Annotated in this window: 16 protein-coding genes and 1 pseudogene; 6 read left to right on the forward strand and 11 right to left on the reverse strand. The window is 62.0% G+C overall.

Annotated features, from left to right (window positions below; translation table 11 throughout):
- Nucleotides 1-1,745: 1,745 nt before the first annotated feature.
- The 6 genes from AC5RWO_RS18195 to AC5RWO_RS18220 form a co-directional block, all read right to left on the reverse strand.
- Nucleotides 1,746-2,933, reverse strand: coding sequence for a peptidoglycan-binding protein (locus tag AC5RWO_RS18195; RefSeq protein WP_498732902.1), 1,188 nt, complete (start codon nucleotides 2,931-2,933; stop codon nucleotides 1,746-1,748).
- 5 nt (nucleotides 2,934-2,938) lie between these two features.
- Entirely contained in the window at nucleotides 2,939-3,265 is a 327-nt protein-coding gene (trxA, locus tag AC5RWO_RS18200; protein WP_074700288.1) for a thioredoxin, read from the reverse strand.
- A gap of 26 nt (nucleotides 3,266-3,291) precedes the next feature.
- On the reverse strand, nucleotides 3,292-4,275 hold the full coding sequence (trxB, locus tag AC5RWO_RS18205) for a thioredoxin-disulfide reductase (protein ID WP_498732903.1): 984 nt from the start codon (nucleotides 4,273-4,275) through the stop codon (nucleotides 3,292-3,294).
- Between the two features lie 145 nt (nucleotides 4,276-4,420).
- Nucleotides 4,421-6,100, reverse strand: a complete 1,680-nt coding sequence (locus AC5RWO_RS18210; RefSeq protein ID WP_498732904.1) for an ABC transporter substrate-binding protein — start codon at nucleotides 6,098-6,100, stop codon at nucleotides 4,421-4,423.
- 91 nt (nucleotides 6,101-6,191) lie between these two features.
- Nucleotides 6,192-7,856 carry a murein biosynthesis integral membrane protein MurJ gene (gene murJ / locus AC5RWO_RS18215; RefSeq protein WP_498732905.1) on the reverse strand — a complete coding sequence of 555 codons (1,665 nt, stop codon included), beginning with the start codon at nucleotides 7,854-7,856 and terminating at the stop codon, nucleotides 6,192-6,194.
- 282 nt (nucleotides 7,857-8,138) lie between these two features.
- Nucleotides 8,139-8,663 carry an NUDIX hydrolase gene (locus tag AC5RWO_RS18220; RefSeq protein ID WP_498732906.1) on the reverse strand — a complete coding sequence of 175 codons (525 nt, stop codon included), beginning with the start codon at nucleotides 8,661-8,663 and terminating at the stop codon, nucleotides 8,139-8,141.
- Nucleotides 8,664-8,764: 101 nt separating this feature from the next.
- Between AC5RWO_RS18220 and AC5RWO_RS18225 the strand changes: the two genes are divergently transcribed.
- Complete coding sequence (locus tag AC5RWO_RS18225; protein WP_498732907.1) at nucleotides 8,765-10,267, forward strand: CCA tRNA nucleotidyltransferase; 1,503 nt, start codon at nucleotides 8,765-8,767, stop codon at nucleotides 10,265-10,267.
- Nucleotides 10,264-10,899 (forward strand): histidine phosphatase family protein, encoded by a 636-nt coding sequence (locus AC5RWO_RS18230; protein ID WP_498732908.1) that lies wholly within the window; start codon nucleotides 10,264-10,266, stop codon nucleotides 10,897-10,899. The genes AC5RWO_RS18225 and AC5RWO_RS18230 overlap by 4 nt, the downstream gene beginning before the upstream one ends.
- Here the strand turns inward: AC5RWO_RS18230 and AC5RWO_RS18235 are convergent.
- Complete coding sequence (locus AC5RWO_RS18235; RefSeq protein WP_498732909.1) at nucleotides 10,880-12,103, reverse strand: DUF418 domain-containing protein; 1,224 nt, start codon at nucleotides 12,101-12,103, stop codon at nucleotides 10,880-10,882. The genes AC5RWO_RS18230 and AC5RWO_RS18235 overlap by 20 nt on opposite strands.
- 666 nt (nucleotides 12,104-12,769) lie before the next feature.
- Between AC5RWO_RS18235 and AC5RWO_RS18240 the strand changes: the two genes are divergently transcribed.
- Complete coding sequence (locus AC5RWO_RS18240; RefSeq protein WP_498732910.1) at nucleotides 12,770-13,198, forward strand: hypothetical protein; 429 nt, start codon at nucleotides 12,770-12,772, stop codon at nucleotides 13,196-13,198.
- A gap of 181 nt (nucleotides 13,199-13,379) precedes the next feature.
- Here AC5RWO_RS18240 and AC5RWO_RS18245 read toward each other — a convergent pair whose 3' ends face one another.
- Nucleotides 13,380-15,101: an MFS transporter gene (locus AC5RWO_RS18245; protein ID WP_498732911.1), complete on the reverse strand. Its 1,722-nt coding sequence runs from the start codon at nucleotides 15,099-15,101 to the stop codon at nucleotides 13,380-13,382.
- Between the two features lie 280 nt (nucleotides 15,102-15,381).
- Between AC5RWO_RS18245 and AC5RWO_RS18250 the strand changes: the two genes are divergently transcribed.
- From AC5RWO_RS18250 to AC5RWO_RS18260, 3 genes are all read left to right on the forward strand, one after another.
- Nucleotides 15,382-15,537 (forward strand): hypothetical protein, encoded by a 156-nt coding sequence (locus AC5RWO_RS18250; protein ID WP_498732912.1) that lies wholly within the window; start codon nucleotides 15,382-15,384, stop codon nucleotides 15,535-15,537.
- A gap of 727 nt (nucleotides 15,538-16,264) precedes the next feature.
- Nucleotides 16,265-17,569 carry an aromatic ring-hydroxylating oxygenase subunit alpha gene (locus AC5RWO_RS18255; RefSeq protein WP_498732913.1) on the forward strand — a complete coding sequence of 435 codons (1,305 nt, stop codon included), beginning with the start codon at nucleotides 16,265-16,267 and terminating at the stop codon, nucleotides 17,567-17,569.
- Complete coding sequence (locus AC5RWO_RS18260; RefSeq protein ID WP_498732914.1) at nucleotides 17,566-18,975, forward strand: ferredoxin reductase; 1,410 nt, start codon at nucleotides 17,566-17,568, stop codon at nucleotides 18,973-18,975. Before AC5RWO_RS18255 ends, AC5RWO_RS18260 begins: the two co-directional genes overlap by 4 nt.
- Here the strand turns inward: AC5RWO_RS18260 and AC5RWO_RS18265 are convergent.
- From AC5RWO_RS18265 to AC5RWO_RS18275, 3 genes and pseudogenes are all read right to left on the reverse strand, one after another.
- Nucleotides 18,972-19,260 (reverse strand): annotated as a pseudogene (locus AC5RWO_RS18265) (integrase core domain-containing protein); the annotation flags it as partial. The gene AC5RWO_RS18260 and the pseudogene AC5RWO_RS18265 overlap by 4 nt on opposite strands.
- Before the next feature lie 97 nt (nucleotides 19,261-19,357).
- Nucleotides 19,358-20,218, reverse strand: a complete 861-nt coding sequence (locus tag AC5RWO_RS18270; protein ID WP_498732915.1) for an aldo/keto reductase — start codon at nucleotides 20,216-20,218, stop codon at nucleotides 19,358-19,360.
- Between the two features lie 433 nt (nucleotides 20,219-20,651).
- Nucleotides 20,652-22,079: an FAD-binding oxidoreductase gene (locus tag AC5RWO_RS18275; RefSeq protein ID WP_498732916.1), complete on the reverse strand. Its 1,428-nt coding sequence runs from the start codon at nucleotides 22,077-22,079 to the stop codon at nucleotides 20,652-20,654.
- Nucleotides 22,080-22,347 lie beyond the last annotated feature (268 nt).

Consider the following 22,347-nt stretch of genomic DNA (forward strand, 5'->3'; position numbering starts at 1 on the left):
CGATACTCCATGCAATGGCGATCACGTGGAAAGGCCCTAAGCGTCAAGACTGTGCACTGGCGGTTCAAATTGATTCCGCCGACGGTCCTGGGAGATGAGCTGTCGGTTGCGTGCGAGGCAACCGTGGGGTGTAGTCGCCGTGCTGCAAGTAGAGCGTTCCAAGCGGGTTGCGCGAGCCGGCCGCCAACACTGCTGGTTAACGCCGGTTCCTCACTGATCATCGAGAAGTCTCCACCGTGAACGTCCTACGGTTAAGTGGACAAGCGGAGAAGTTTCGCGGCCGCGTCTGGCTGCCCTACCGACCACTACCAGCAAATTTCGCATGTCTGCCTTGCTGTCGATGACATAGGCATCGTTGCGAATCTGTTCCGTTTCACGTGGAACTTCGATGAGCAACGGACACCCGCTACTTCCAGTCCTCATTGTGTGTGGCGACGCGGCAAGCATACACCGGCAAAAACAGCTACTGGAAGCACTGATCGCGTCGTTGGTTGCCGGACGCCGTTTCCCGAGTATGAGCCGATTACCCTGGGTGAAAGGGCCTGTAGGTATCGGAGGCATCTAGAACGGTACGATATTGTCCGGAATTGGTACCGCAGCTATCTTTCTCTGCAGGCTCTTCCTTCGTAGAGTAGGACATCACGCGGTGATCGGACGTCAACATTCCTTACAGCCAAGCGATGTCGGTATGGTCATCGTCGGAGTCTTCCTCATCTGAAGCATTGCCCCGAATCCCAGCAGTGACCTTTTGTTGGCGGCCAATAGAAACTGCCCATAGACGGCCAATAGACTCTGGCCGTTTGTGCTCTCACGTCCATTTGGGCTGCCCATTCATGGCCAGCCGAAACGCCGTCGCTCGAGGATGCAGGGAGGCCCTGGGATCTCGGTGCTCTCCCCGGGATTATGAGGCGACAGACCTGGCTGCTTTCCGTTTATTCGGTCCCGCGTCGTGGCCGGACCTCGGCTGGCGGGTCTGGAAACAAGGGCAAGGCCGAAAGCCTGCGGCTGTGGCTTCACTTCGACGCAGGCAGTTTCAACGCGCTCCTTACCCCTCTGGACACATGAAGTTACGGACCTTCCGTGGGCACCGATCGGTCCCGTATTGTGGATCGGATCCCTTTCAGGTCAATTCGCCGGCAGCATCCTGAATTGGTGGCCCACCGGGTCCGAATGATCGGCCTTAGAGAAAATGATATGCGTCGCCGGAGCAGCCTGGAGTCGTGTCGACTCAAGCAGTTATCAGGAATAGTCCGAGGCAACTGGTTTAGCGATTACTAGTCCTACAAGACTTCTTGGTGATCGCGATCGGGAGCGGCCAACGGCATGACCAGACCGGTACCGGGTCGATGGAATAGCAGTACCAAGGTGTACCGCCGGTTCCAATAGTCCCTCGAATGAGTTGATCATCAGAACGGACTACTACAGTTCCCCCCTGCCCTGCAGACGCCGAGGGTTGAGAGACATGCATTTGTCACGGCCTACTCCTAAATGGTCCGCACCCCCACTCACGAATTACAGGGCAATCCGGAGCACTTACCCGGGCCCTTAGTGGGTTGAGCTTCTGGTCATAGGCCTGATTACGCGAGGGCACCCCTTCAGGGATATGAGCTGGAGAGGCAACTGATACCGGCAAGGGCGACCTCAGCGCTGAGTCAACGCACGATGCCGGGAATCCGATCGATACACTTAGGGAAGAGTGCATGGGCGCGCTATTGCCACGGCAGCGTTTCACGTGAAACGCCGATTCAGAGTTCAGGGTTGAACCGCAGCACGTCATCGAGTGCCAAGGTACCTGTCGGTTCGTCATCTTCTTCCAGCAGGTAGAGCCGCTGGATAGCTATAACGATGGCATCAGCGAGCACCTGACGGAACACAGGGTCGGCTAGTCTCCCTGCTTCATCAGGATTGCTGAGATAACCGATATCGAGTTGGATCGACGGGATGCTTGTCAGTCGCAAGATGTCCCAGCTGCGTCCGTGGATCCCCAAGTCGGTTGCCGTTGTCCTGGCAAGAACTTCCTTCAGGATCAGTTCCGCGGCCCGGTGACCGATTGGAGAACGAATTTCTCCGGTTTCCGGTTTGCCCCAATAAAAGGCAGAGACGCCATTAGCCAGCGGTTGATCAAGTGAATCGCAGTTGATTGAAATGCTCAAACTAGGAGATGCCTGTCGAATCAACTGGACACGGTTGTCCACCGCCTTCTCGGGCTCTGCAGCCACCACAGTTACTTCTGCCCCGAGGCCGGACAGGATGCTCTCAACTCGACGCATCACGTCGGATGCGACCAGTCTCTCGGTCAAAGGACGACCGCTTGCCTTGTCGGCTACGGGGGATTGGAAGGAGGTCCCGCTACCGGCGGTCAGACAAACAACGCGGCCCTTGAGCGCTGCGGAAGCTTGGTTCAGCCGTTCATAGTCCCTGAGCGAGAAGGCTTGGCTCGGACTAATGCTGCGGTTCACGCGTGCCATCGCGCCGATGAGTGGGGCATCCGCTACGCCGGTGGGTTCAAGACCAAGGTTCTGCTGGAGTTCCCGTACGGCGAGATGAGTACGTTGGCCGAATTCGCCGTCTATGTGGCCGTAATAGAATCCGAGATAGGACAACTGGCGTTGGAGCTCCGATACATCGTCTCCCCGCGTGTAGTCGAGACCCTGTTGCCAGAACATGGGTCTGTCGCCCAGGTTGTATTGGGCTTCGCCCAATGCCCTTAGTGTTTCTGGACCTGCGACGCCATCCACCATAAGTCCGCGGTTCTGCTGGAACGTGCGGACGGCAGCATCGACATGGTCGTCGAAAACCGTCGGGTCGTTGACCTGATCCGGTGCCAGATACGCCATGGAAATGCCGGCGCGCAGCAGCCTTTCTCTCAGGGCCACCACGCGCCGGCTGGTATCCGAACGGCGCAGACTCTGGTCTGCAGCGTCGTTATCCATAATTTCTAGCCGAGGAACTCAGCGAATTCCTTTTCGATAACCTGCTTCGGCTTGGCGCCGATTGAGGTGGCGGCCACCTTGCCGTCTTTGAAGACGTAGACGGCGGGGATGGACGTAATGCCGTACTGAGCGGCGGTAGCAGGGTTGTCATCCACATTCAGCTTGACGACCTCGACCTTGCCGGCATGCTCTGCGGCAATATCGTCCAGAATGGGCGTCAGCATACGGCAGGGGCCGCACCATTCGGCCCAGAAGTCGACGATGACGGGCTTGTCGGACTTGAGGACGTCAGCGTCGAAACTGGCGTCCGTGACATCTTTAGCGTTGCTCATAATAATTCTCCTTCTGAACAGTTGGACTAGACGGTTGCCGGCTCGGCTACCGGAATTTCGGCATCCTCAAGGGAAGCGAGGTAGTGCTCGACGTCGATGGCTGCGACGCAACCGGAGCCGGAAGCGGTGATGGCTTGACGGTAGGTCGGGTCAATGACGTCGCCGGCCGCGAAGACGCCTGCGACAGACGTCCGGGAGGACCGACCGTCAACGGCGATGGTGCCTTCGGCCGTCAAGTCCAGTTTGCCCTTGACGAGATCCACTCGGGGATCATTGCCGATGGCCACGAACACACCGGTCACGGGCAGCACGCTCTCGGTCCCGTCAACAGTGTCCGTAAGCCTGAGTGCGGTCACCTTGTCGGTACCATCGATACCGGTGACTGCAGAGTTCCACTGGAACTTGATCTTCTCGTGGTTCAGTGCCCGGTCCTGCATAATCTTCGAGGCGCGCAGGCTGTCCCGACGATGGACGACCGTGACCGACTTTGCGAATTTGGTCAGGAAGAGCGCTTCCTCCATGGCGGAGTCCCCACCGCCAACGACGGCGATGTCCTGGTCCTTGAAGAAGAAGCCGTCGCAGGTTGCGCACCAGCTGATCCCGCGTCCCGCCAGTCGCTTCTCATCTTCCAGGCCCAGCTCGCGGTAGGCGGAGCCGGTGGAGATGATGACGGACTTCGCGGTGAACGTCTCGCCCGTGCCGATGGTGACCTTCTTGATGGGGCCATCGAGATCCAGGTCGGTGACGTCCTCAAACAGGATTTCCGTACCGAACCGCTCGGCCTGTTTCTGGAAGGTGTCCATGAGATCCGGCCCCATGATGCCTTCGGGGAAGCCTGGGTAGTTTTCGACGTCGGTAGTGTTCATGAGTTCACCGCCGGCCTGTACGGAACTGGCGATCAGCAGCGGCTTCAGGTTGGCACGCGCCGTGTAGACAGCTGCCGTGTAACCGGCAGGGCCGGAGCCGACGATGATGACGTCCCGCACGGACGTGGTGGTATCTGTGCTCACTGCGTGTGAACCTCTTCCTGTTTTTACGGTGTCATGCCCGGATAGCGGCCGGTCCTGACCGGGTCTAGCCAACTGTCACAACGAGCGGAGTGCCAAGCTTATTCCGTGGTGGACGCCGCGGGGCACCCGGCACGGCTGCAGGCGATCACGAAACTTCGATCTCCGCCATACGAATACCGAAGGGCGGACCGCCCTGGGGATTGGAAAGCCTGGGCAATTGGGTGAAGTTGATGATGACGTACTCCGCCTTCGGCGCGGCGCCTTCATCTTCCGGAACCGGGATAGTGGTCTTCTGGGCGGTGAAGCTGCCCTGGGCAACCTGCCGGGCACCCTCCAGCGACGGGGAATCGTTGAGCATGACCGAGAAGTTGCCGCCGCTGCCACTGAGCTGCGTCATCTCGATGGTGCTGATGCTCGAGGACTCCTCGAGCTCGACAACCAGGGCCATGTTGGAGGCATAACCGCCGAACTGGTCCGACTGATACTGGAAACTGGTCCAGTACGTTGCAGGGTTTCCGTCGATGGCCTCCGGCAGACTTCCGTCGTTTTCCGCGTCGAGACTAGGCATATCGGGCACGAGCCGTTCCAGGCCGGCAATTACGGGCTCCACTACGGCATCTTCGGCGGGAGCACTCTCTGCGGCGCCCGTCTCACCCGGAGCAGCCGGCGCGGAATTGTTCTCTTCGGCATTCTCGCCTGCAACGGGGCCGCCGCGGAACAGATTCAGCTGGTTGACCGCAATGACGACGGCGATAATCAGCAGAACGGCAAGCAAGCCGCCGATCAGCAGCCGCGAGGTTTTCGGGCTGTTGTTCTCGTCGTCGTCGTACTCGTCGTACTCGTAGTCTTCTTCGCGCGACCTCGAATTGCCGCGCGCCCCGGCGGGGAACATCGAGGCAGCGCGGACGTACTCGTCTTCCTCCGAACGGGCATCGCGGGCCGGCGGGGCCGGTGCGGCAGGTTCAGCGGCGGGCTGATAGGAGGTTTGCGGCCGATCCTCGTAGTAATCGTTGTCCGACCAGAGGCTGACCTTCGGGGCTCCGCCGTTTTCCCGGTGTTCCCTCCGCGGCTGGTCCACCGGTGCGGTAACCGGGTGGTTGTTGTCGTCGAAGAACTGCGGCGGCGACTGGGGCGGCGGGGGGACGCTGCCTGCACGCACGGAGCTGTCTGCCGGGGGACGCTCAAAGTGGGTTGTGCGGTCATCGGTCGTACCGGTTCCCGCATGACCTGCTGCAGCTGCGCCGGCTGCCGCGCCTGCGGCTCCGGCACCGGCCCCTGTACCGGCACCCGGACGACGGCTGAACAAGGGCTTGGCGCCGCCGTCGTTGTTTGAACGGCCGATTTTGGGCAGGTCCAGCTTGTTCAGGCGGTCGCGGAGGCTGGTGCGCGGCTCGTCGTCGTACTCTTCCTCGTAGTAGTCATCCTCGTCATAGGTTTCCGGCTCGCGCGAGCGGGCCTGGCCGAAGATCTCCGAGCCGAGGGTGTCCGTGAAGAAGGGCTCGACATAGGGAGCGGCATCCTGCTGGATGACCAGGTCCAGGAGGTCCGCCGCCTCGGCCTGGTTGGTAATGAGGTATGTGTAGCCGTCCGTGATGCCGAGGTCCAAGACCTGCACGCTGCCGGCACGCTCGCCCGTGGCGATCTCGCGGGCGCTCATGGCAGCCTGGCTGGCATTCTCCGGCGCGGCGACGAGGATGCTGACCGGTCGGTTGAGGACCTGGTCCACGCCGTTGAGCACCAGGTCCTGTTCGGCGGACGCGAGGATCTGCGCGGTGACCTTGTAGCGGCCGCCGAGCAAGGTCCCCACATCTACTGGTTGCGGCACGTGTTCCTCCAGGCGGAATAGTTGGGCGTTTGGGCGCCCTGGACGTTTGGTTTACATGCTACCGGTTGGCACCGGATGGCTTGCGGTTCTGTTAACCGCGCCCCGGTAGCCGGCTGAGGATTGGTTGCAGGAAATCGTGGAGTTCGGCCACCCGCAGGGCCTTGAGCAGGAGCAGGTAGGCCAGCGCCATGACGATGCCGCAGACGGCGATGGTGACGATGGCGCTGAAGATCGAAACCATGGCGAAACCGCCGGGCTGGTACCCGCCGAACAGCCACAGCGCGGCCGCGCCGGCGAGACTGGCGCCGAGGGCGGCGTAGCCGATGCGGATGTAGCTCTCCGCGACCTGGCCGGCGCCGTAATCGCCCACCCGCCGGACGGTGAAGAAGTGCGCCAGCAGCGCCGACAGGATGTGGAAGACGGCGAACAGCACGGCCAGGCCGAACACTATCTCGGTGGCGGGCATGAGCTGTGCCATGACCAGCGCGATGACCACGCAGGTGCCGGACAGGATGGACTGCATGACCAGCGGCGTCTTGGCGTCCTCTTCGGCGTAGAACACGCGGCCGAGGAAGAAATAGATGCTCATGAACGGCATCGCGGCCCCGAGGACGGCCAGCAGCTGGCCCATCGCCGCGGCCGAAGCGGGGGCAGTTGGGCCGGAGCCGGCGAACAACCGCGCCAGCGGCCCGGCCAGCACCACCATCACGGCGGCGCCGAACATGGTGGCAACGCCGATGGTCCGCAGGCCCGAGTTCACGGTCTGCCGGACTTCTTCCAGCTGCCCGTGGGCTTGGGAACGCGAGAGCTGATTGAACAGCACCGTGGCGATTGAAAGTACGACGACGGAGTGCGGCAGCATCGCGATCAGGGTCGCAGTATTAAGGGCGTACTCGCCGGCAACCCCGGCCCCGGAGCCCTCGACTTCCTGGCGACCGGCGGTGGCGCTGGAGGCGATGGTGCCGTACAGCAGGTACGCGGAGTTGCCCACCACCATGGTGCCCAGCGTCCAGCCGGCCACCTTGCCCGCCCGGCCGAGGCCGATGCCGCGCCAGCCGAACTTCAGCTTCAGGCCGAGCCCCAGCCGGCTCAGCGGCCAAAGCAGCACCAGGCCCTGCAGGACGATGCCCAGGGTGGTGCCGCCTGCCAGCAGCAGCGTCTGCTCCGAGGTCCAGGCCTCGGGGCTGTCGGTGGCGCGCGAGAAAGACCCGAACAGCACGATGTAGAGGACCAATACACCGATGGCCACCACGTTGTTCACCACGGGCGCCCACATGTACCAGCCGAAGCGGCTCTTGGCGTTGAGGACCTGGCCGACCACGGCGTAGAGCCCGTAGAAGAAGATCTGCGGCAGGCACCAGAGCGCGAAGATGGTGCCCAGCTCGAGCATGCCTTGCGTCCAGTCCCGGGTGAGCAGGCGGATGATCGGCCCGGCAAGCGCCGTCACAACCAGCGTGATGGCGGCCAGCACCAGCAGCGTCAGGGACAGCAGGCGCGAGATGTAGTCGGCCCCGCCGTCGTTGTTCTTGCTGGCCTTGATGATCTGCGGAACCAGCACCACGTTGAACACCCCGCCGGCCAGCAGCAGGTAGATGATGTTCGGGATGGTGTTCGCTTTTTCGAAGATGTCGCCCATGGTGGTGTTGGCACCGATGGCGACGGCGAGCAGCGACGTGCGCACGAACCCGAGGACGCGCGAGACCAGGGTCCCCGCGGCCATGACGGCGCTGGCGCGCGCTGTGCTTTGTGTTTCCATGTCAGACATCGCTGTCTATCGTCTCACTTGGCGGGGCAGGATCTGTTCAGCGAACGTCCAGCAACGCGGCGGTGGGGGGATGGTGTGGAGGACCGCCCCGTGTCACTGGGGAACAACCCAAGTGTCATTGGGCAGGCATCGCATCGTCACTCGGCAACCATCGAAGTGTGATCGGCCGGTCATCGGAGTGTCACGGGGCAGTCACCGCGCGATCATTGGGGCGATGACGTGAGATGTCACGGCTTCTTCGGGGCCTGACAGCGCCGTCGTCGTGCTTATCGCTTAGAGGTACTCCGGCAGGACTTCGCGGGCCAGGTCCACGATCCGTCGCTCGTTCGGGAAGGACAGCTTCCGGCCGAGCTCCGCCAGCGGGATCCAGGCGACATCCACGGCCTCGTGGTCCGGATCGTTTTCGATGGTCAGCTCGCCGCCGGTGGCCTTGAGCAGGAAGTGGTGGACCGTCTTGTGCACGCGGTGGCCGCTGACCGTGAACCAGTAATCGATGCTGCCGAGGGTGGCCAGCACGTCGCCCTGGATGCCGGTTTCTTCCTCGATCTCGCGGATCGCGGCTTCGGCATTGGTCTCTTCGCCCTCCGGGTGGCCCTTGGGCAGGCACCACTCGAGCCGACCGCCGCGGTTGAAGCGGGCAATGATGGCAACGCGGAATTCCTTGGTGGAAGTGTCCACCACGACGCCGCCGGCCGAAACTTCCTCCACGGTGGGCAGGGAATGGTGCCCGGGCGCGGCACTGCCCACTGACGCTGTCAGTGGAGTGCGCTTCGGAGCGCTCGGGACCGGATGTGCCATGCAGTCCACTCTAACGATTTTTAATCGAGTGCTGTGCCCGCAGGACATGGCGCGGAGATTGTTAAACATCGCCCGCGTGTTTCTGGCACCCTTAAATCACTATGGTTCACCTTTTTGGCTCGGCAAGTAATCCCGAGACGTCCGCCCCGCCGTTGCCCGAAGTTGTTGTAGAACTGGGTCAGCTTTTTGTTGACGCCGGGCACGAGCTCTCCCTGGTCGGCGGGCCGGTGCGGGATCTCTTTCTGGGCCGCGTGTCGCCGGACCTGGACTTCACCACTGACGCGGATCCGGATGCCACCATCGCCGTCATCCGCAAGTGGTGCGACAATTTCTGGGAAATCGGCCGGGCCTTCGGCACCATCGGCCTGCGCAAGGGCGAGCACACAATCGAGATCACCACGTACCGTGCCGAGGCCTACGATCCGGATTCCCGCAAGCCTGTGGTCGCCTTCGGCAAGTCGCTCGAGGATGACCTTTTCCGTCGCGACTTCACCATGAACGCCATGGCGCTACGCCTGCCATCGCTGGAACTGGTCGATCCCTACGGCGGCGTCAAGGACCTGCACGCAGGGGTGGTGCGCACCCCCGGTGAGCCTTCGGCGTCGTTCTCCGATGATCCGCTGCGCATGATGCGCGCCGCCCGCTTCGCCTCCCAGCTCAATGTCACGGTGGCGGACGAGGTGGCCGCGGCGATGACGGACATGGCCGAGCGGATCGAGATCATTTCCGCCGAGCGCGTGCGCGATGAGCTGACCAAGCTGATCAACGGCAAGGACCCGCGGACCGGCATCGATCTGATGGTGGAAACCGGCCTGGCCGAATACGTGCTGCCCGAGGTCTCGGCGCTGAAACTGGAAATCGATGAGCACCACCGGCACAAGGACGTCTACCAGCACTCGCTGACCGTGCTGGCGCAGGCGTGCGAACTGGAAACCGACGACGACGGCGCGGTGCCGGCTCCGGATTTTGTCTTGCGTTTTGCTGCCCTGATGCACGACGTCGGCAAACCGGCTACGCGCCGGTTCGAACCTTCCGGCGCGGTCAGTTTCCGTCACCATGAAGTGGTCGGGGCCAAGCTGGTGGCCAAGCGGATGAAGAAGCTGCGCTTCGACAACGACACCATCAAGGCCGTGGCGCGCCTGGTGGAACTGCACATGCGCTTTTATGGCTACGGCGAGGCAGGCTGGACCGATTCGGCCGTGCGCCGGTACGTCAACGATGCCGGCCCCCTGCTCGAGCGGCTGCACAGGCTGACCCGATCGGACGTCACTACGCGGAACCGGCGCAAGGCGGAACGGCTGGCGTTCGCCTACGACGACCTTGAACAGCGCATCGCCGACCTGCGTGAACAGGAACAGATGAACGCGGTCCGTCCGGATCTGGACGGCCAGCAGATCATGGCGTTGCTGGGCATCAAGCCGGGGCCGGTGGTGGGCCGCGCCTACAAGTTCCTGCTGGAGGAGCGGCTGGAGAACGGCCCGCAGGATGACGAGGTTGCGGAACAGAAGCTACGGGCCTGGTGGGCGGAGCAGCCCGAGGCATCCAGCGACAGCACCAAAACGACTGAGGCTACTGGTACTGCTTCAGCAAAGGGCCTGTCATGATTGAAGCTGCTGAGGCTCATGACTTCCCTAAGCTTTGGCTAGTGCGCCACGGCGAGACCGTATGGTCGAAAAACCATCAGTACACGGGCCTGACGGACCTGGAGCTGACTGAGGATGGCGTACAGCAGGCTGTAGCCGCTGGTCGCAAACTGTCAGGTATCAACTTCTCGTCGGTACTGACGTCCCCGTTGAAGCGGGCGAGAAGAACCGCGGAACTGGCTGGCTTTCCCGATGCCGAAGTGGTCCCCTATGCCCACGAGTGGGACTACGGTGACTACGAAGGCCAGCGCAGCGTCGACATCCGAAAGAAGGATCCTTCCTACCTGATCTGGACCCACGGGGTGGTGCGCGGAGAGACACTGCAGCAGGTGTCGGACCGGGCCGACCACGTCATAGCCAAAGTGCTAGACACTCCTGATGCTGCCCCGTTTTCCGGGAGCCAGCAGAATTCGCCGTCGTTTCGGCAAAGAAACGTGCTGCTGGTGGCACACGGGCATTTCCTGCGCGTCCTCGCCGCTCGCTGGCTCCAGCTGGAGCCGATCGAGGGTCGGCGCTTCGTCCTCGAAACAGCGGCAGTGTGCAATCTAGGTTGGGATAAGAAGACGCCGGCGGTCACTGGCTGGAATATTTAGGCGCCGAACCCAGTGTCGGTTTCCGCCAGTACGTTGCGGCCCGCAGCAGGGCTTCCATCGGGCCGTAGCGGAACTTTTTCACCCACCAGTAACTGAGCAGCAGCTGCGCCAGGAAGATCAGGGCGGCAATGCCGAGCACGACGAGGGGCGGCACCTGGTTGGTCAGCGAGAGGCCGAACCCGGTAAAGAGCAGAAGCATCAGGACCGACTGGCCAAGGTAGTTGGAGAGGGCCAGCTGGCCCGCGGGTGCCAGCGCGTTGCGCACCACCCGGCCGAGCCGGGTGCGGAACAGCAGGAGCAATAGTCCCACATAGCCAGCCGTCAGCAGTGGCCCGGTCAGGGTCGATATGCCCAGGCCGACGACTTGCAGCCCGATTCCGCCAACATAGTTGACCAGGTAACCCTGCAGCAGGGCCGCGGCCAGCCCGATCGGGAGGGCGATGCAGACCACCATCATCAGCGTGCGCCGCGAGAGTCCTTGCTCAATGAGCCTGTTCTTCGCGCACGCCAGTCCAGCGTAGAACGCACCGAGCGCGATCGGCCCCTGCAGGAACAGGGCGTTGACCAGCGTCATCGGATACAGCGAGATGTTCTGGGCAAGAACGGCCGCAGGGCTTCCGGCGAGGTCGAACGCAGGGGGCACTGTTTGGAGGTCGGCCTCTCCGAGTGTCGGCTCCACCGCTGCGGTCAGCAAACCCAGCAGCAGAATGATCAGTCCCATGGCTCCGATGAGTATGCCGGCGGCAACAGCGGCGGCCCGGGCGGAGATCATCCGGGTGCCCAGCAGGACGAGGCCTACGAGTCCGTACGTCAGCAGGATGTCGCCGTGGAACAGGAACAGCCCGTGGAAGAGGCCGATGATGACTAGGCCTGCAGTGCGGCGCAGCGTGCGGGGCACCTCGGACTGGCCGGCGGAAACCGCGGAGGCCCACTGGAGCACAAAGCTGTAGCCGAAGAGGAACGAGAACAGGATGTAGAACTTGGCTTCGAAGAAAACGCTGACGGCAAACCTGACGGCCACATCCTGCGCAGACTGAAAATCCGGATTGGAGTTGCCGGTCATGCCAAAGGGATCTGCAAAGAACCAGATATTGACACAGAGGATACCCAACAGGGCGAAGGCCCTCAGCGCATCCAGTTCAACGAGGCGCGAGGCGGTGAGTTGGGGATCGGGAGCGGTGTTGTGGGGGACTACATTATTCATCCTGATTCTGCTCCATCGCGCGACGTGGCCTGCCTCTGCGGCCAGTCTATTAATGGGTCAACCGGTGAGAGTCCATCTTGCGACATATTTTCTAGCCATTAGCGTCTCTGGTGAGCCCCGCCGTCGTTATTCGCCGGCGTGTTGAAGGAAACACGCCGCTGTAGAAGAAGTTTCTCAAGAAAGTTCCCAAACACGCTGGTCAAAGCAGTCCGTTCGTGGGTATGTTAAACGAGTCCGATTGATATTTCTCAATCACGAGCTTATGTCGGGCATTGTCTCTATTGGCGCACTAGATGAAAGGGAGGTGGGTTCCGTGAATATTTTCAAGACGCTCGGCGGCGTATTTACCGCCAAAGTCCGCCCCGCCTCCGCCATTTCTGCGCACTAGATTTCAGCTTCTTGGGCCGGTTTCTGTCTTAAGCCGCTTTCCCTAAGAACCACCGTATTTCTACCGCTCCTTCGCGCGGAGGCCTCACGTCAATCGTTGAGGACCTTCGCCATGAGCACCTTCGCAGTAAATGTCGCACTGGCACAGCCCGCTGCTGTCTGCATCCTGAAAAACCCTGCATCGTCAAAACGTTCTGGCTGTTTAAGGACACGTGTCAGGATCACGAGTCCCTTTGACGGTCAGTCCCGGTTGATAACCCATCGAAAGAGGAAGCACTCATGAAACCGCTGGATTCAGCTGTTTTACCCGCTCCGGAAAGGTCACTCCGGCCGCCTGAACAAAAGCAGGAATCCGCAGAGCCGCAGGTTGTCCTGTCTGCAGAACCGATCGCAATGTCACCGGGGAATTCACGGTCCGACGGGCAAAATGCGGGCCGCGGTGAGCTGATCACCGCCGGCAGCCTGCGGGACCTGGACGGAACAAGCGCGTTCGGACCTACCGCCGACGACGATGTCACCGCCACCGAGTCTGCACGCGCTGAAAACACCATGCCCAACTACCTGGCCCAAAAGGAGGTGAGCGCAATGATCCGCAAACTACGCCAAGGTGCCTCACTGTGGAAGCGAATACAGAGCGTGCGCATCGACGAGCAGCGGCTGGAACAGGTCCGTGATCAGATGATGAGCAATCAGCAACTGATCCGCTGAAGGGCCCTTACTGGTGACCCGGCGTATTGATGACCTGCGAATACAGGTTGAATGTTCAGGGCTACCCTGGGACGAGGGTACTGGTGAAGATTACGTCCATGCGTTGTCCAATTCCCGGGTGTGAATCCGGCCAGTTAAGTGGGCATCACCTGCCACAAGGGCGGGTGAGGGGTGCGGTCCTTCATATGGTGTGCGAATCGGCCCGATGGTTCCCTGGGGCTCGGGCCGCCCCTGATAGCCCGGAGGCCACGGGCTGCTCTTCGCACGATTGTGCCTCGAGCAGGGTCGCTTCGAGGTCCACCCCCTCCCGTTGCGCCGCTTTGAGGGCGTTCGGGTCGTCCAGCGGCAGCTGCTCCGTCGCGCCGTCGTGCCTCACGGCGACGGGAACGTTGGTGAGCGGCATGCTCTCGAGATCGATGTGCGGGTCGTCCTCCTGATGAGCGACGATGGCGCGTGCCTCGTCGAGGGTATCGACGCTCGGCATCGACCCGGGTAGGTTTCGCCCTGCCGATTCACGTAGGAATAGCACTGCGACGGCACCGACCAGCGAGGTGCCCATGAGGTAGTATGCCGGCATCATGTCGTCGCCCGTGGACTGGATTAGGACATCAATTATCAGCGGGGTCGTGCCGCCGAAGACCGCCACAGCAACGTTGTACGCGATGCCCATGCTGAAGTACCGGCAGCCGGTCGGAAACTGGGCCGGCAGTGTCGAGGCGAGGATGGGCACGTAGAACGCCACGGGGAACGCCAGCATCGCGAGCCCCGTGAGCGTGGCTGGAACGGTGCCGATCCCCACCAGCAGGAAGGCCGGCATCGCGAGGACGACCGTGCTTAGGGCGCCGATCCACAGGGCGGGTCGGCGCCCGATCCGGTCAGAGAGCCTGCCTGCGAACGGGATGCACAGGCTCATGGCAACGAGGATCGGGATGGTCAGGAGGGTCCCGTGGACCTCGTCGTAGCCTTTTGACTCCGTCAGGTAGGTGGGCATGTAGGACGTCAGCGCGTAGCCGACAGTGTTCGCGGCCGCCACGACGGTGATGGCAACGAGGATCGGCTTCCAGTTGGAGCCCAGGACGGCGAGCAGCCCCCTCGCCGCGGTCTCATCCTTGGCGATGCGCTCGTTCGCTAGCCGCGCCTGGGTGTCGAGGGCGGCCTGGAAGGTAGGGCTCTCCTCGATCCGAAGGCGGAAGTAGATGGCAATCGCTCCCAACAGTCCCCCCACGAGGAACGGGATGCGCCAGCCGAACTCTTCCATTGCAGCCTGGCCGAGCGTGAGCTGGAGGATCGAGACGAAGGCGGCACCCGCCGCGAATCCCAGGTAGGAGCCCATGTCGAGGAAGCTCGTGAAGTAGCCTCGGCGCTTGTCCGCGGCGTACTCGCTCACGAACGTCGTGGCCCCGGCGTACTCGCCGCCCGCCGAGAAACCCTGGAGGAGCTTGACTGCGACCAGCAGCACCGCGGCCCAAACTCCGATCGTCGCATAGCCCGGCAGGAGGCCGAGGAAGAACGTCGCGGCGGTCATCATCGTGAGCGTGGCAACGAGGACCCTTTGCCGGCCGACCCGGTCGCCGAGCCATCCAAAGAAGATGCCTCCGATGGGCCGGGCAACGAACGTCGCGGCAAAGGTCCCGAGCAGGAAGAGGGTCTGGACCACTTTGTCCGCCTCGGGCAGGAAGACCGGGCCCATCGTGGTGATGAGGTAGCCGAAGATGCCCACGTCGTACCACTCCATCGTGTTGCCGACGACGGTTCCCCCGACCGCCCGGCGCAGCATGGACTTGTCCACAACGTTGACGTCGCCCACCCTTAGTCGGCGCTTTCGGAACGTGATGTGGGTGCGGCTGGAGGCCGCTCCATGGGTGTTGGGCTCGGCCACTTCCTGTCCAGGTTCAGCACTCATGGTTTTTGCTCCTGTTCAAGCGCGGCCGTCCACTGTGATGCCAGGCAGGAGGTTCGACATGTGCCGAGCCCGGCAGGGTCGCAATGAAGCTGTCGAGGATCTGCCCTCCGCCTTTGGCGGCCTCGGTTTTCCCAGGTGCAGTGGTCATTTCTTCTCCTATTCGGGTGGGGATGAAAGGGGGAAAGGTCGACGTCGCGGCGCCGCTTCGCGAAGAGCCTCGCCTGAGCGCTGTTGAGCAGCCCAAGGGGTCGTCCCCGCGGTAGTAGACGGCCAGGAAGCTGTGGCCCTCGGCGTCGTCTGCCTCGATCTCGATCCGGTGGGCCAGCTCGGCGTGGCCGCTGAACTGGATGACGACGCCGCACTGGGCGGACCAGAAGAGACGTCCGCAAGGAACGAACCGACAATGGCAAGGGTCTTCATCATGCTCCTGACCTGAGCTGGCGGTTCGAAGGGGGAGTTGCGTCTAACGCAACACGCTTCGCCCTAGACAACGGTGAGCCATGCCACAGAGTGATGTCAAGCTCGTGAATACTGGGAGCATGAATCGGCGGTCAGGAAAAGTCCGGGGAAGCGGTGGCCGGAGCCTGCGCGCTGGAACTCGCCCAGGACCGCAGCACCCGGACACCCGCCAAGCCCGAATACATGGACAAACTCAAGATCAAACTGCTGCGGCTGGGCCCCTGCCGTTCATCATTGACAATGGCATCCAGATGGCCCCGGCTGCCATCGTTACACCGGAAGAAGTAGCCCAGACGCTGTCCACTTACGAGCACCCAGGAATCGAGCGGGCTATGTGCTGCACAAGTCGAAATAAAGGTCCATTCATATGGCCCCGAGCCGCATCTTTAACAGCTTGACAGCTAGCGTGGGAAACGTCACACTGTTGCGTATTATGGTTGTCGTTGCGTAGTACGCATATGAAGGGCGAAACATGGAGACGCTTGCGGTGGTGGGAGCATCCTTGGTTGATGTTTCGGTGGCTAAGCAGCCCGTCCTCCAGGCTTCACCGGCCGCCTGCTCATTATTTGCCATCTACGGTAGACCCCGATTGCTCATCGGTCCTCCCTAATCTCGTGACTACAACATCTCCGCAACACCGGCAGTCCCCACTAACTTCGTAATCCCCACCAATCGCACACTTCCAGTCCTCCCGGGAGAAAAAAATGTCAGCTCCAGTGAACGTGGCTCTCAACTCACGCGGAAAACTCGCTTCATCATTGCCTGCCGAGCAGCTGGCGGAAATCACCGAGTTGTTCGATTCCCGGCGCGTGGGATATTCCCTCGATGCCCCCTTCTACACTGATCCGACGATTTTCAACATCGACATGCAGGCCATTTTTGGCCAGCACTGGATCTTTGCCGCCAGCATCGCCGAGCTCCCAGAGCCGGGCGACTACGTCACCGTCGACTACGGGCCCTACTCACTGATCGTGCTGCGCAACGACGACGGCGGCGTGAACGTCCTGCATAACGTGTGCCGCCACCGCGGCGCCCGCGTCCTGACCGAACCCGCGGGGTCAACCGGAAACCTGGTATGCGGCTACCACTCCTGGACCTACTCCCCGGAGGGCAACCTGATCCATGCCTCGGCGCCGGGGGAAACGAAGTTCGACAAGGGATGCTTCGGCCTCAAGCGTGCCCACAGCCGCGTGGTAGCCGGACTCATCTTCGTCTGCATTGCGGACGAACCGCCGACGGATTTCGACGAAACCTCTAAGATTTTCGAGCCTTACCTCGCACCCCACGATCTGTCGAAGGCGAAAATTGCCTATCAGCAGAACATCGTCGAGGAGGGCAACTGGAAGCTCGTCATGGAAAACAACCGTGAGTGCTACCACTGCGACGGCCACCCGGAACTCGCCTGTTCCCTCTTTCCCACCTGGGGCCTGACGGAGGGCCTGATCCCGGCCCATCTTGAGGAAGTGTGGGACCGTAACAAGGAGGCGCAGTCCTCGCTCGAGGAGCGTTGCCGCCGCTATGGCCTTCCCTATGAGGTCGTCGAGGAGCTCGACACGCGCATCGCCGGTATCCGCATCTCACGGGAATCGCTCGATGGTGAAGGGGAGTCGTTCTCGCCCGATGGGCGCAGGCTCTCCAAGAAGCTGCTCGGCGACTTGCGGGACTTCCGCCTTGGCCGCTGCTCGATGCACCTGCAGCCCAACAGTTGGTTCCATTTCCAAGGGGACCACGTCATCACGTTCGCCGTCTTCCCCGTTAACGAACACCAGACACTGGTACGCACCACCTGGCTGGTGGCTGACGACGCCGCGGAAGGCGTCGACTACGATCTGGAGAAACTCACCTACACTTGGAAGCAGACAAATCTGCAGGACAAGGCGTTCGTGGAGCTGTGCCAGAAGGGCGCCAGCAGCCCCGCCTACGAGCCCGGCCCGTACATGAAGAGCGAATACCAGGTCGAGGCGTTCATCAACTGGTACGTGCAGCGTGTGCAGGAGCACCTGGCATGATTGAACTCCTCACCGAGAGGGCTATCCAGGAACCGCACCGCATCCGCGGTCTTGAGATGCCGTGGAACAGGGTGATGGGCAGCACCGAGGGACCCGCCCGCGCCGCCCACGCATTGGGCCCCTGGCACCCGCAGGAGTTCATGGCGGAATGTGTCGAGGTCGTTCCCGAGGTCGGCGGCATGATGACCTTCGTGTTCCGGCGCTGCGACGGTGCGCCCCTGGCGTTCCGTGCGGGCCAGTACGTGAACGTCGCCTTTCCCGTGAACGGCGGGGACCAGGATCCGGTGGACCGCAGCTACTCGCTGTCCAGTTCGCCCACCCAGCCGTGGACCTTCAACATCACAGTCAAACGCGACCACACTGGACTGGTCTCACCGTGGGTGCACGAGAACGTCAAACCCGGCACCGTCCTGGAGATGCTCGGACCGGTCGGGGCATTCCACCTGCCTGATGCTGACCGCCGGGCACGGTACCTCTTGCTGGCCGCCGGCGCAGGCATCACCCCCATCATGTCGATGGTGCGGACCATCCACTCCCTGCCCGGACAGGTGGATGTTGTGATGCTCTACCACGGAGCGGAGGCCGGAGGCTATGCCTTTCACCAGGAGCTGGCCTACATCGCCTCAGTGGACTCGCGCGTCAAGGTCTTCTACTCTCTGGGCGACCGCAGCATACCCGAGGGGTGGGAATGGCTCACCGGAAGGCTGACGGCGGCCATGCTCGACGAGGTTGCCCCCGATGCCAACGGCCGCCAGGTCTATGCCTGCGGCCCCGAGGGATACCTGAACACCGCCACCGAACTCCTCAAGAAGGTCGGCGTCGACGACACCTCCATTCACATGGAATTCTTCTCGGGAGATCGCCAGACGCTCCTTGAATACCAAGCAGAGCTCGCGCTTGCAGCGGACATTGCCGAGGAAATCGCGGAGGAAATTGAAGATTCCGCGCAAGACTACTATGACAGCCAGCCCACGGAGTTCGGGATCTACGAGCCAGGCTACGACGCCGAGGGAACCCTGAAGGCCACGGGGATGCCGCTAGAAATCGTCGACCCGGATGCACCCGGTTCTGAAGACGGCAGTTCGGGTGTAGAAGAGGAGCCCGGTTCCTCTGATGCGTCGAGTTTTGACACTGTGGGAACGGGAAGCCTGACCCTGTCCTTCATGCGTACCGGCATCAATGTTCGGATTGACCCTGACGAACACATCCTCGGGGTGGCCCAGCGTGCGGGCGTCAGGATCGGTGCGAACTGCAAGGAAGGCATGTGCGGCTCCTGCAAGGTCGTCAAACTTTCAGGGGAGGTCGAGATGAACCACCAGGGCGGTATCCGGGCACGGGAAATCGATGCTGGCAAGTTCCTGCCCTGCTGTTCGACCGCGCGCACCGATATGGTGATCGATGCCTAGGTGTATTCCCCAGAGAGGTTGGGTACGCGGCTGGCGGGTGTCTGACCTTTGAGTGAGGTGTGGCCTCGATGGTGATTCTATCGATGGAGCCAGGCCGGGAACGCTGCGACGCGCTCGGCTTCTGAAGCATAGGGCTTCGCGTAGGCCCATTCCTCGAGCATGGTGCGGTTGAAGCGTTCGACTTTGCCGTTGGTCTGGGGACGGTAGGGGGCGGGTGCGCTTGTGCTTGATGTCACCGCCGAGGGCGTCTCTGAAGGCATGGGAGCGGTAACAGGCACCGTTGTCGGGAGGGTCGACTGGATGTTCGCGAGGCGTTCAAAGGTTCGCTCCCTCGCGTGATGACCGGGAGTGGGAGCCTCCCGGTCATCGCTACGTGCCTCTTCTACTGGAAGTCGGCGGTGGCGGGATCGGCGCCGATACGGCCCCCGGCTCCCTGATCCAGGGCGTTGATCGCTTCGATGTCCTCGGTCTCAAGTGCCACGTTCAGGGCTTCCCAGTTCTCCACGATGCGGGACCCGGTGACAGACTTCGGGATCACCACGTTGCCCAGGGCCAGATGCCAGGCCAGGACCACCTGGGCGGGTGTGGCGCCGCGCTTGGCCGCAATGTCTTGGAGGACCGGGTCCTTGAGCAGGCCCTGTCCCTGGCCAAGCGGGGACCAGGACTGGTGCAGGATGCCGTTGTCGGATTCAAATGCCCGCAGGCCGCTCTGGTTGAAGTAAGGATGGGTCTCCACCTGGTGAATGGCGGGAACCACGCCGGTTGCCTCAATGATTTCGCGCAGGGCGTCAATGGTGAAATTGGATACACCGATGCTCTTGACGCGGCCCTGATTCTGCAGCTCGACCAGCGCTTTCCAGGTGTCCAGGTACTTTCCCTGCTTCGGCTGGAGCCAGTGGATGAGGTAAAGATCCAAGGTTTCCAAGCCCAGCCGTTCCATCGAGCCTTCGAAGGCCTCCAGCGTACTCTCGTACCCCTGGTCCGCGTTCCACAGCTTGGTGGTAATGAACAACTCGTCACGGTCCAGTCCGAAGGCCGCGATGGCCCGGCCCACGCCTGCTTCATTGCCGTAGATCTTCGCCGTATCGATATGGCGGTAGCCGGCCTCAAAGGCCTTTCCGACAACGATCTCGGCGACGTCGTCCTCCACCTGCCATACCCCGTAGCCCAGCTGCGGGATGGTGAGGCCGTCGTTAAAGGTCAGTTCCGGGGACACGGTTTTCAAGATCTGCGGTGTAGTCATAAGGGGCGCAACCGCCCGTGCTGCTGAAATATTTCATCCCACCATGGCCGATCCGATTCGTCGACCAGTTGGTCAACTTCTATATGGCGCTCGGGGGGTGCCTGATCTGGGGACCACTTCACGTATGCGCCGTTATCGGCGTTTGGGTTAGATGCAAGGTGGCAAGCGCTTCGCGGCAGCCATGTCGTTCGGGCCGTCCTTTGCGGCCAGATGAAAGTTGCAGTTGAGGGTGCCGAACAGTCGAAAGGCTTTCCTCATGCAGTCCCAACGAGAAGGCCCCTGGCTGGAAGTGGCACCGACGGCCATTAGCGACGCCCAAAGGCCGCAACACACTCCCGTAAACAAAAACACCCCTCTGACTGATCCGCCCTCCGATCGTCGACCCCCACCGATCGTGATGAAAAATCGAGGTTAGTGAAGACTTTTCCGCGGTTCAGGCCACCGGTTTGATGTTCTGGTTGACGTGGAAGAGGTTGCCGGGATCGTACTTCCCTTTGATCTTGGCCAACCGGGCGTAGTTACCCCCGTAGTTGTCCTCGATGTGCGGCTGGTCGTCGGCGTCGAGGAAATTGACATAGCCCGCGCCGGCCCCATAGGGATGCAGGGCCTGATAGTAGTCCCTGACCCATTTGGTGTTGGCGTCGTTGTCCTCGGGGGACTCCCACATTCCGGCGATGGCTACTGAGAAGTCGGCGTCCCGGTAGGGAAAGGCAGTTTCATCCTGTCCTACCCGTTGGGCTGCGCCATTGATGGGGTAGTAGTGATTGGCGGTTTGGGGGCTGGGCAGTCTGGCTCCGAATTTCTGGGCAACGCCGATCACGTCGTCGCTTAGTTCTGGAAGGAACTCCGCCTTCCAATATGCCTGGAGACCTTTCGGAAGAAGGGGGTCGAATAATGTGTTGAGCATGGGATACGGGAGGGGCCCGACAAATGACCCAGCAACCGGGGCGACCTCTAGGAATTGCTGCCACTGCCGCTCGCCGTCATCGTGGGGACCGGTCCAGCCGCCAACCACAACTACCACGGGCTTTCCGTGGTGCTCTTCCGGCAGGAAGGGGACAGGTGGGCCTTGGTGGAATCCGAGGAAGATTCCCATGTCTTCCGGGGCCGTGCTTATGTAGTCCCGGTACAACTGCCCAACGGTCTGGGCGTACTCAAGGGGGTAGATGACCACACCGCCGTACACCACGTCGACGGGATGCAGGTTGAATTCCAGGGAAGTGACGACGCCGAAATTTCCTGTGCCGCCGCGTAAGGCCCAGAAGAGATCCTCGTTCTCGGTGGCGCTGGCCGTGAGGAACCGGCCCTCGGCGGTGATCACGTCCGCGGATTTGAGGTTGTCGCAGGACAGGCCGTACTTACGGGCGAGGTAGCCGATGCCGCCGCCAAGCGTCAGTCCGGCAACACCCGTTGACCCGATAATGCCGCCGGTTGTTGCGAGCCCGAACGGGTTTGTTGCGTGGTTGAAGTCGGCCCAGGTGGTGCCTGCCTCGGCCCGGGCCGTGGCGGTGGAAGGATCTACCCGGACGCCCCTGCATCCCGCGAAATCGAGGACGAGGCCGCCGTCGCAGGTCCCGAATCCGGGTGCACTGTGCCCGCCGCCTCTCAGCGCCAGGTCCAAGCCCTGGTCGCGGGCAAAATTAACTGCTGCGATGACATCTGCGACTTGCGACACACGCAGTACCGCTGCGGGATGTTTGTCGATCATGCCGTTGTAGACGGCCCGTGCGACGTCGTAGTCGGAATGGCCGGAGGTGATGACCTGGCCGCGTACTTTTTCCTGCAGTGCCTGAAATCCGTTGTTGTCCACGGTGACTCCCATTCCCACTGACCATGCCTTCACGATCAGGAAAGTTGGCATGGCCGCCCTCCCGGCCGTGCGGGACGTTCATTGTGCAGCCGCTGCGGCCCGGAGGAGAGTCCGGAGCAGACGGTTGGGCCTGCCTCCAGCGGCGGAGACCAGATGCACCTGCGCTGCGTGAGTCTTGGCACGCAGCTCTTGGCGTTATTCGGGAACATGCGTGTGCCGGCGAACCTTCTAGGCGAAGCTGGCGTGCCCGCCCTTGGAGCGACGACTAACCGTAACGTACGCCTGCTCGTTTCCGAGGTCAAGAAGCAAGCAAGAAAGG

The sequence above is a fragment of the Arthrobacter sp. B055-34 genome (assembly GCF_059090425.1).

Excerpts from the sequence above, each read along its gene's own strand:
- AC5RWO_RS18195 (WP_498732902.1), bottom strand. The coding sequence starts at position 2,933 with ATGGATAACGACGCTGCAGACCAGAGTCTGCGCCGTTCGGATACCAGC.
- trxA (WP_074700288.1), bottom strand. The coding sequence starts at position 3,265 with ATGAGCAACGCTAAAGATGTCACGGACGCCAGTTTCGACGCTGACGTC.
- murJ (WP_498732905.1), bottom strand. The coding sequence starts at position 7,856 with ATGGAAACACAAAGCACAGCGCGCGCCAGCGCCGTCATGGCCGCGGGG.
- AC5RWO_RS18220 (WP_498732906.1), bottom strand. The coding sequence starts at position 8,663 with ATGGCACATCCGGTCCCGAGCGCTCCGAAGCGCACTCCACTGACAGCG.
- AC5RWO_RS18225 (WP_498732907.1), top strand. The coding sequence starts at position 8,765 with ATGGTTCACCTTTTTGGCTCGGCAAGTAATCCCGAGACGTCCGCCCCG.
- AC5RWO_RS18230 (WP_498732908.1), top strand. The coding sequence starts at position 10,264 with ATGATTGAAGCTGCTGAGGCTCATGACTTCCCTAAGCTTTGGCTAGTG.
- AC5RWO_RS18235 (WP_498732909.1), bottom strand. The coding sequence starts at position 12,103 with ATGAATAATGTAGTCCCCCACAACACCGCTCCCGATCCCCAACTCACC.
- AC5RWO_RS18240 (WP_498732910.1), top strand. The coding sequence starts at position 12,770 with ATGAAACCGCTGGATTCAGCTGTTTTACCCGCTCCGGAAAGGTCACTC.
- AC5RWO_RS18245 (WP_498732911.1), bottom strand. The coding sequence starts at position 15,101 with ATGAGTGCTGAACCTGGACAGGAAGTGGCCGAGCCCAACACCCATGGA.
- AC5RWO_RS18255 (WP_498732913.1), top strand. The coding sequence starts at position 16,265 with ATGTCAGCTCCAGTGAACGTGGCTCTCAACTCACGCGGAAAACTCGCT.
- AC5RWO_RS18260 (WP_498732914.1), top strand. The coding sequence starts at position 17,566 with ATGATTGAACTCCTCACCGAGAGGGCTATCCAGGAACCGCACCGCATC.
- AC5RWO_RS18270 (WP_498732915.1), bottom strand. The coding sequence starts at position 20,218 with ATGACTACACCGCAGATCTTGAAAACCGTGTCCCCGGAACTGACCTTT.
- AC5RWO_RS18275 (WP_498732916.1), bottom strand. The coding sequence starts at position 22,079 with ATGCCAACTTTCCTGATCGTGAAGGCATGGTCAGTGGGAATGGGAGTC.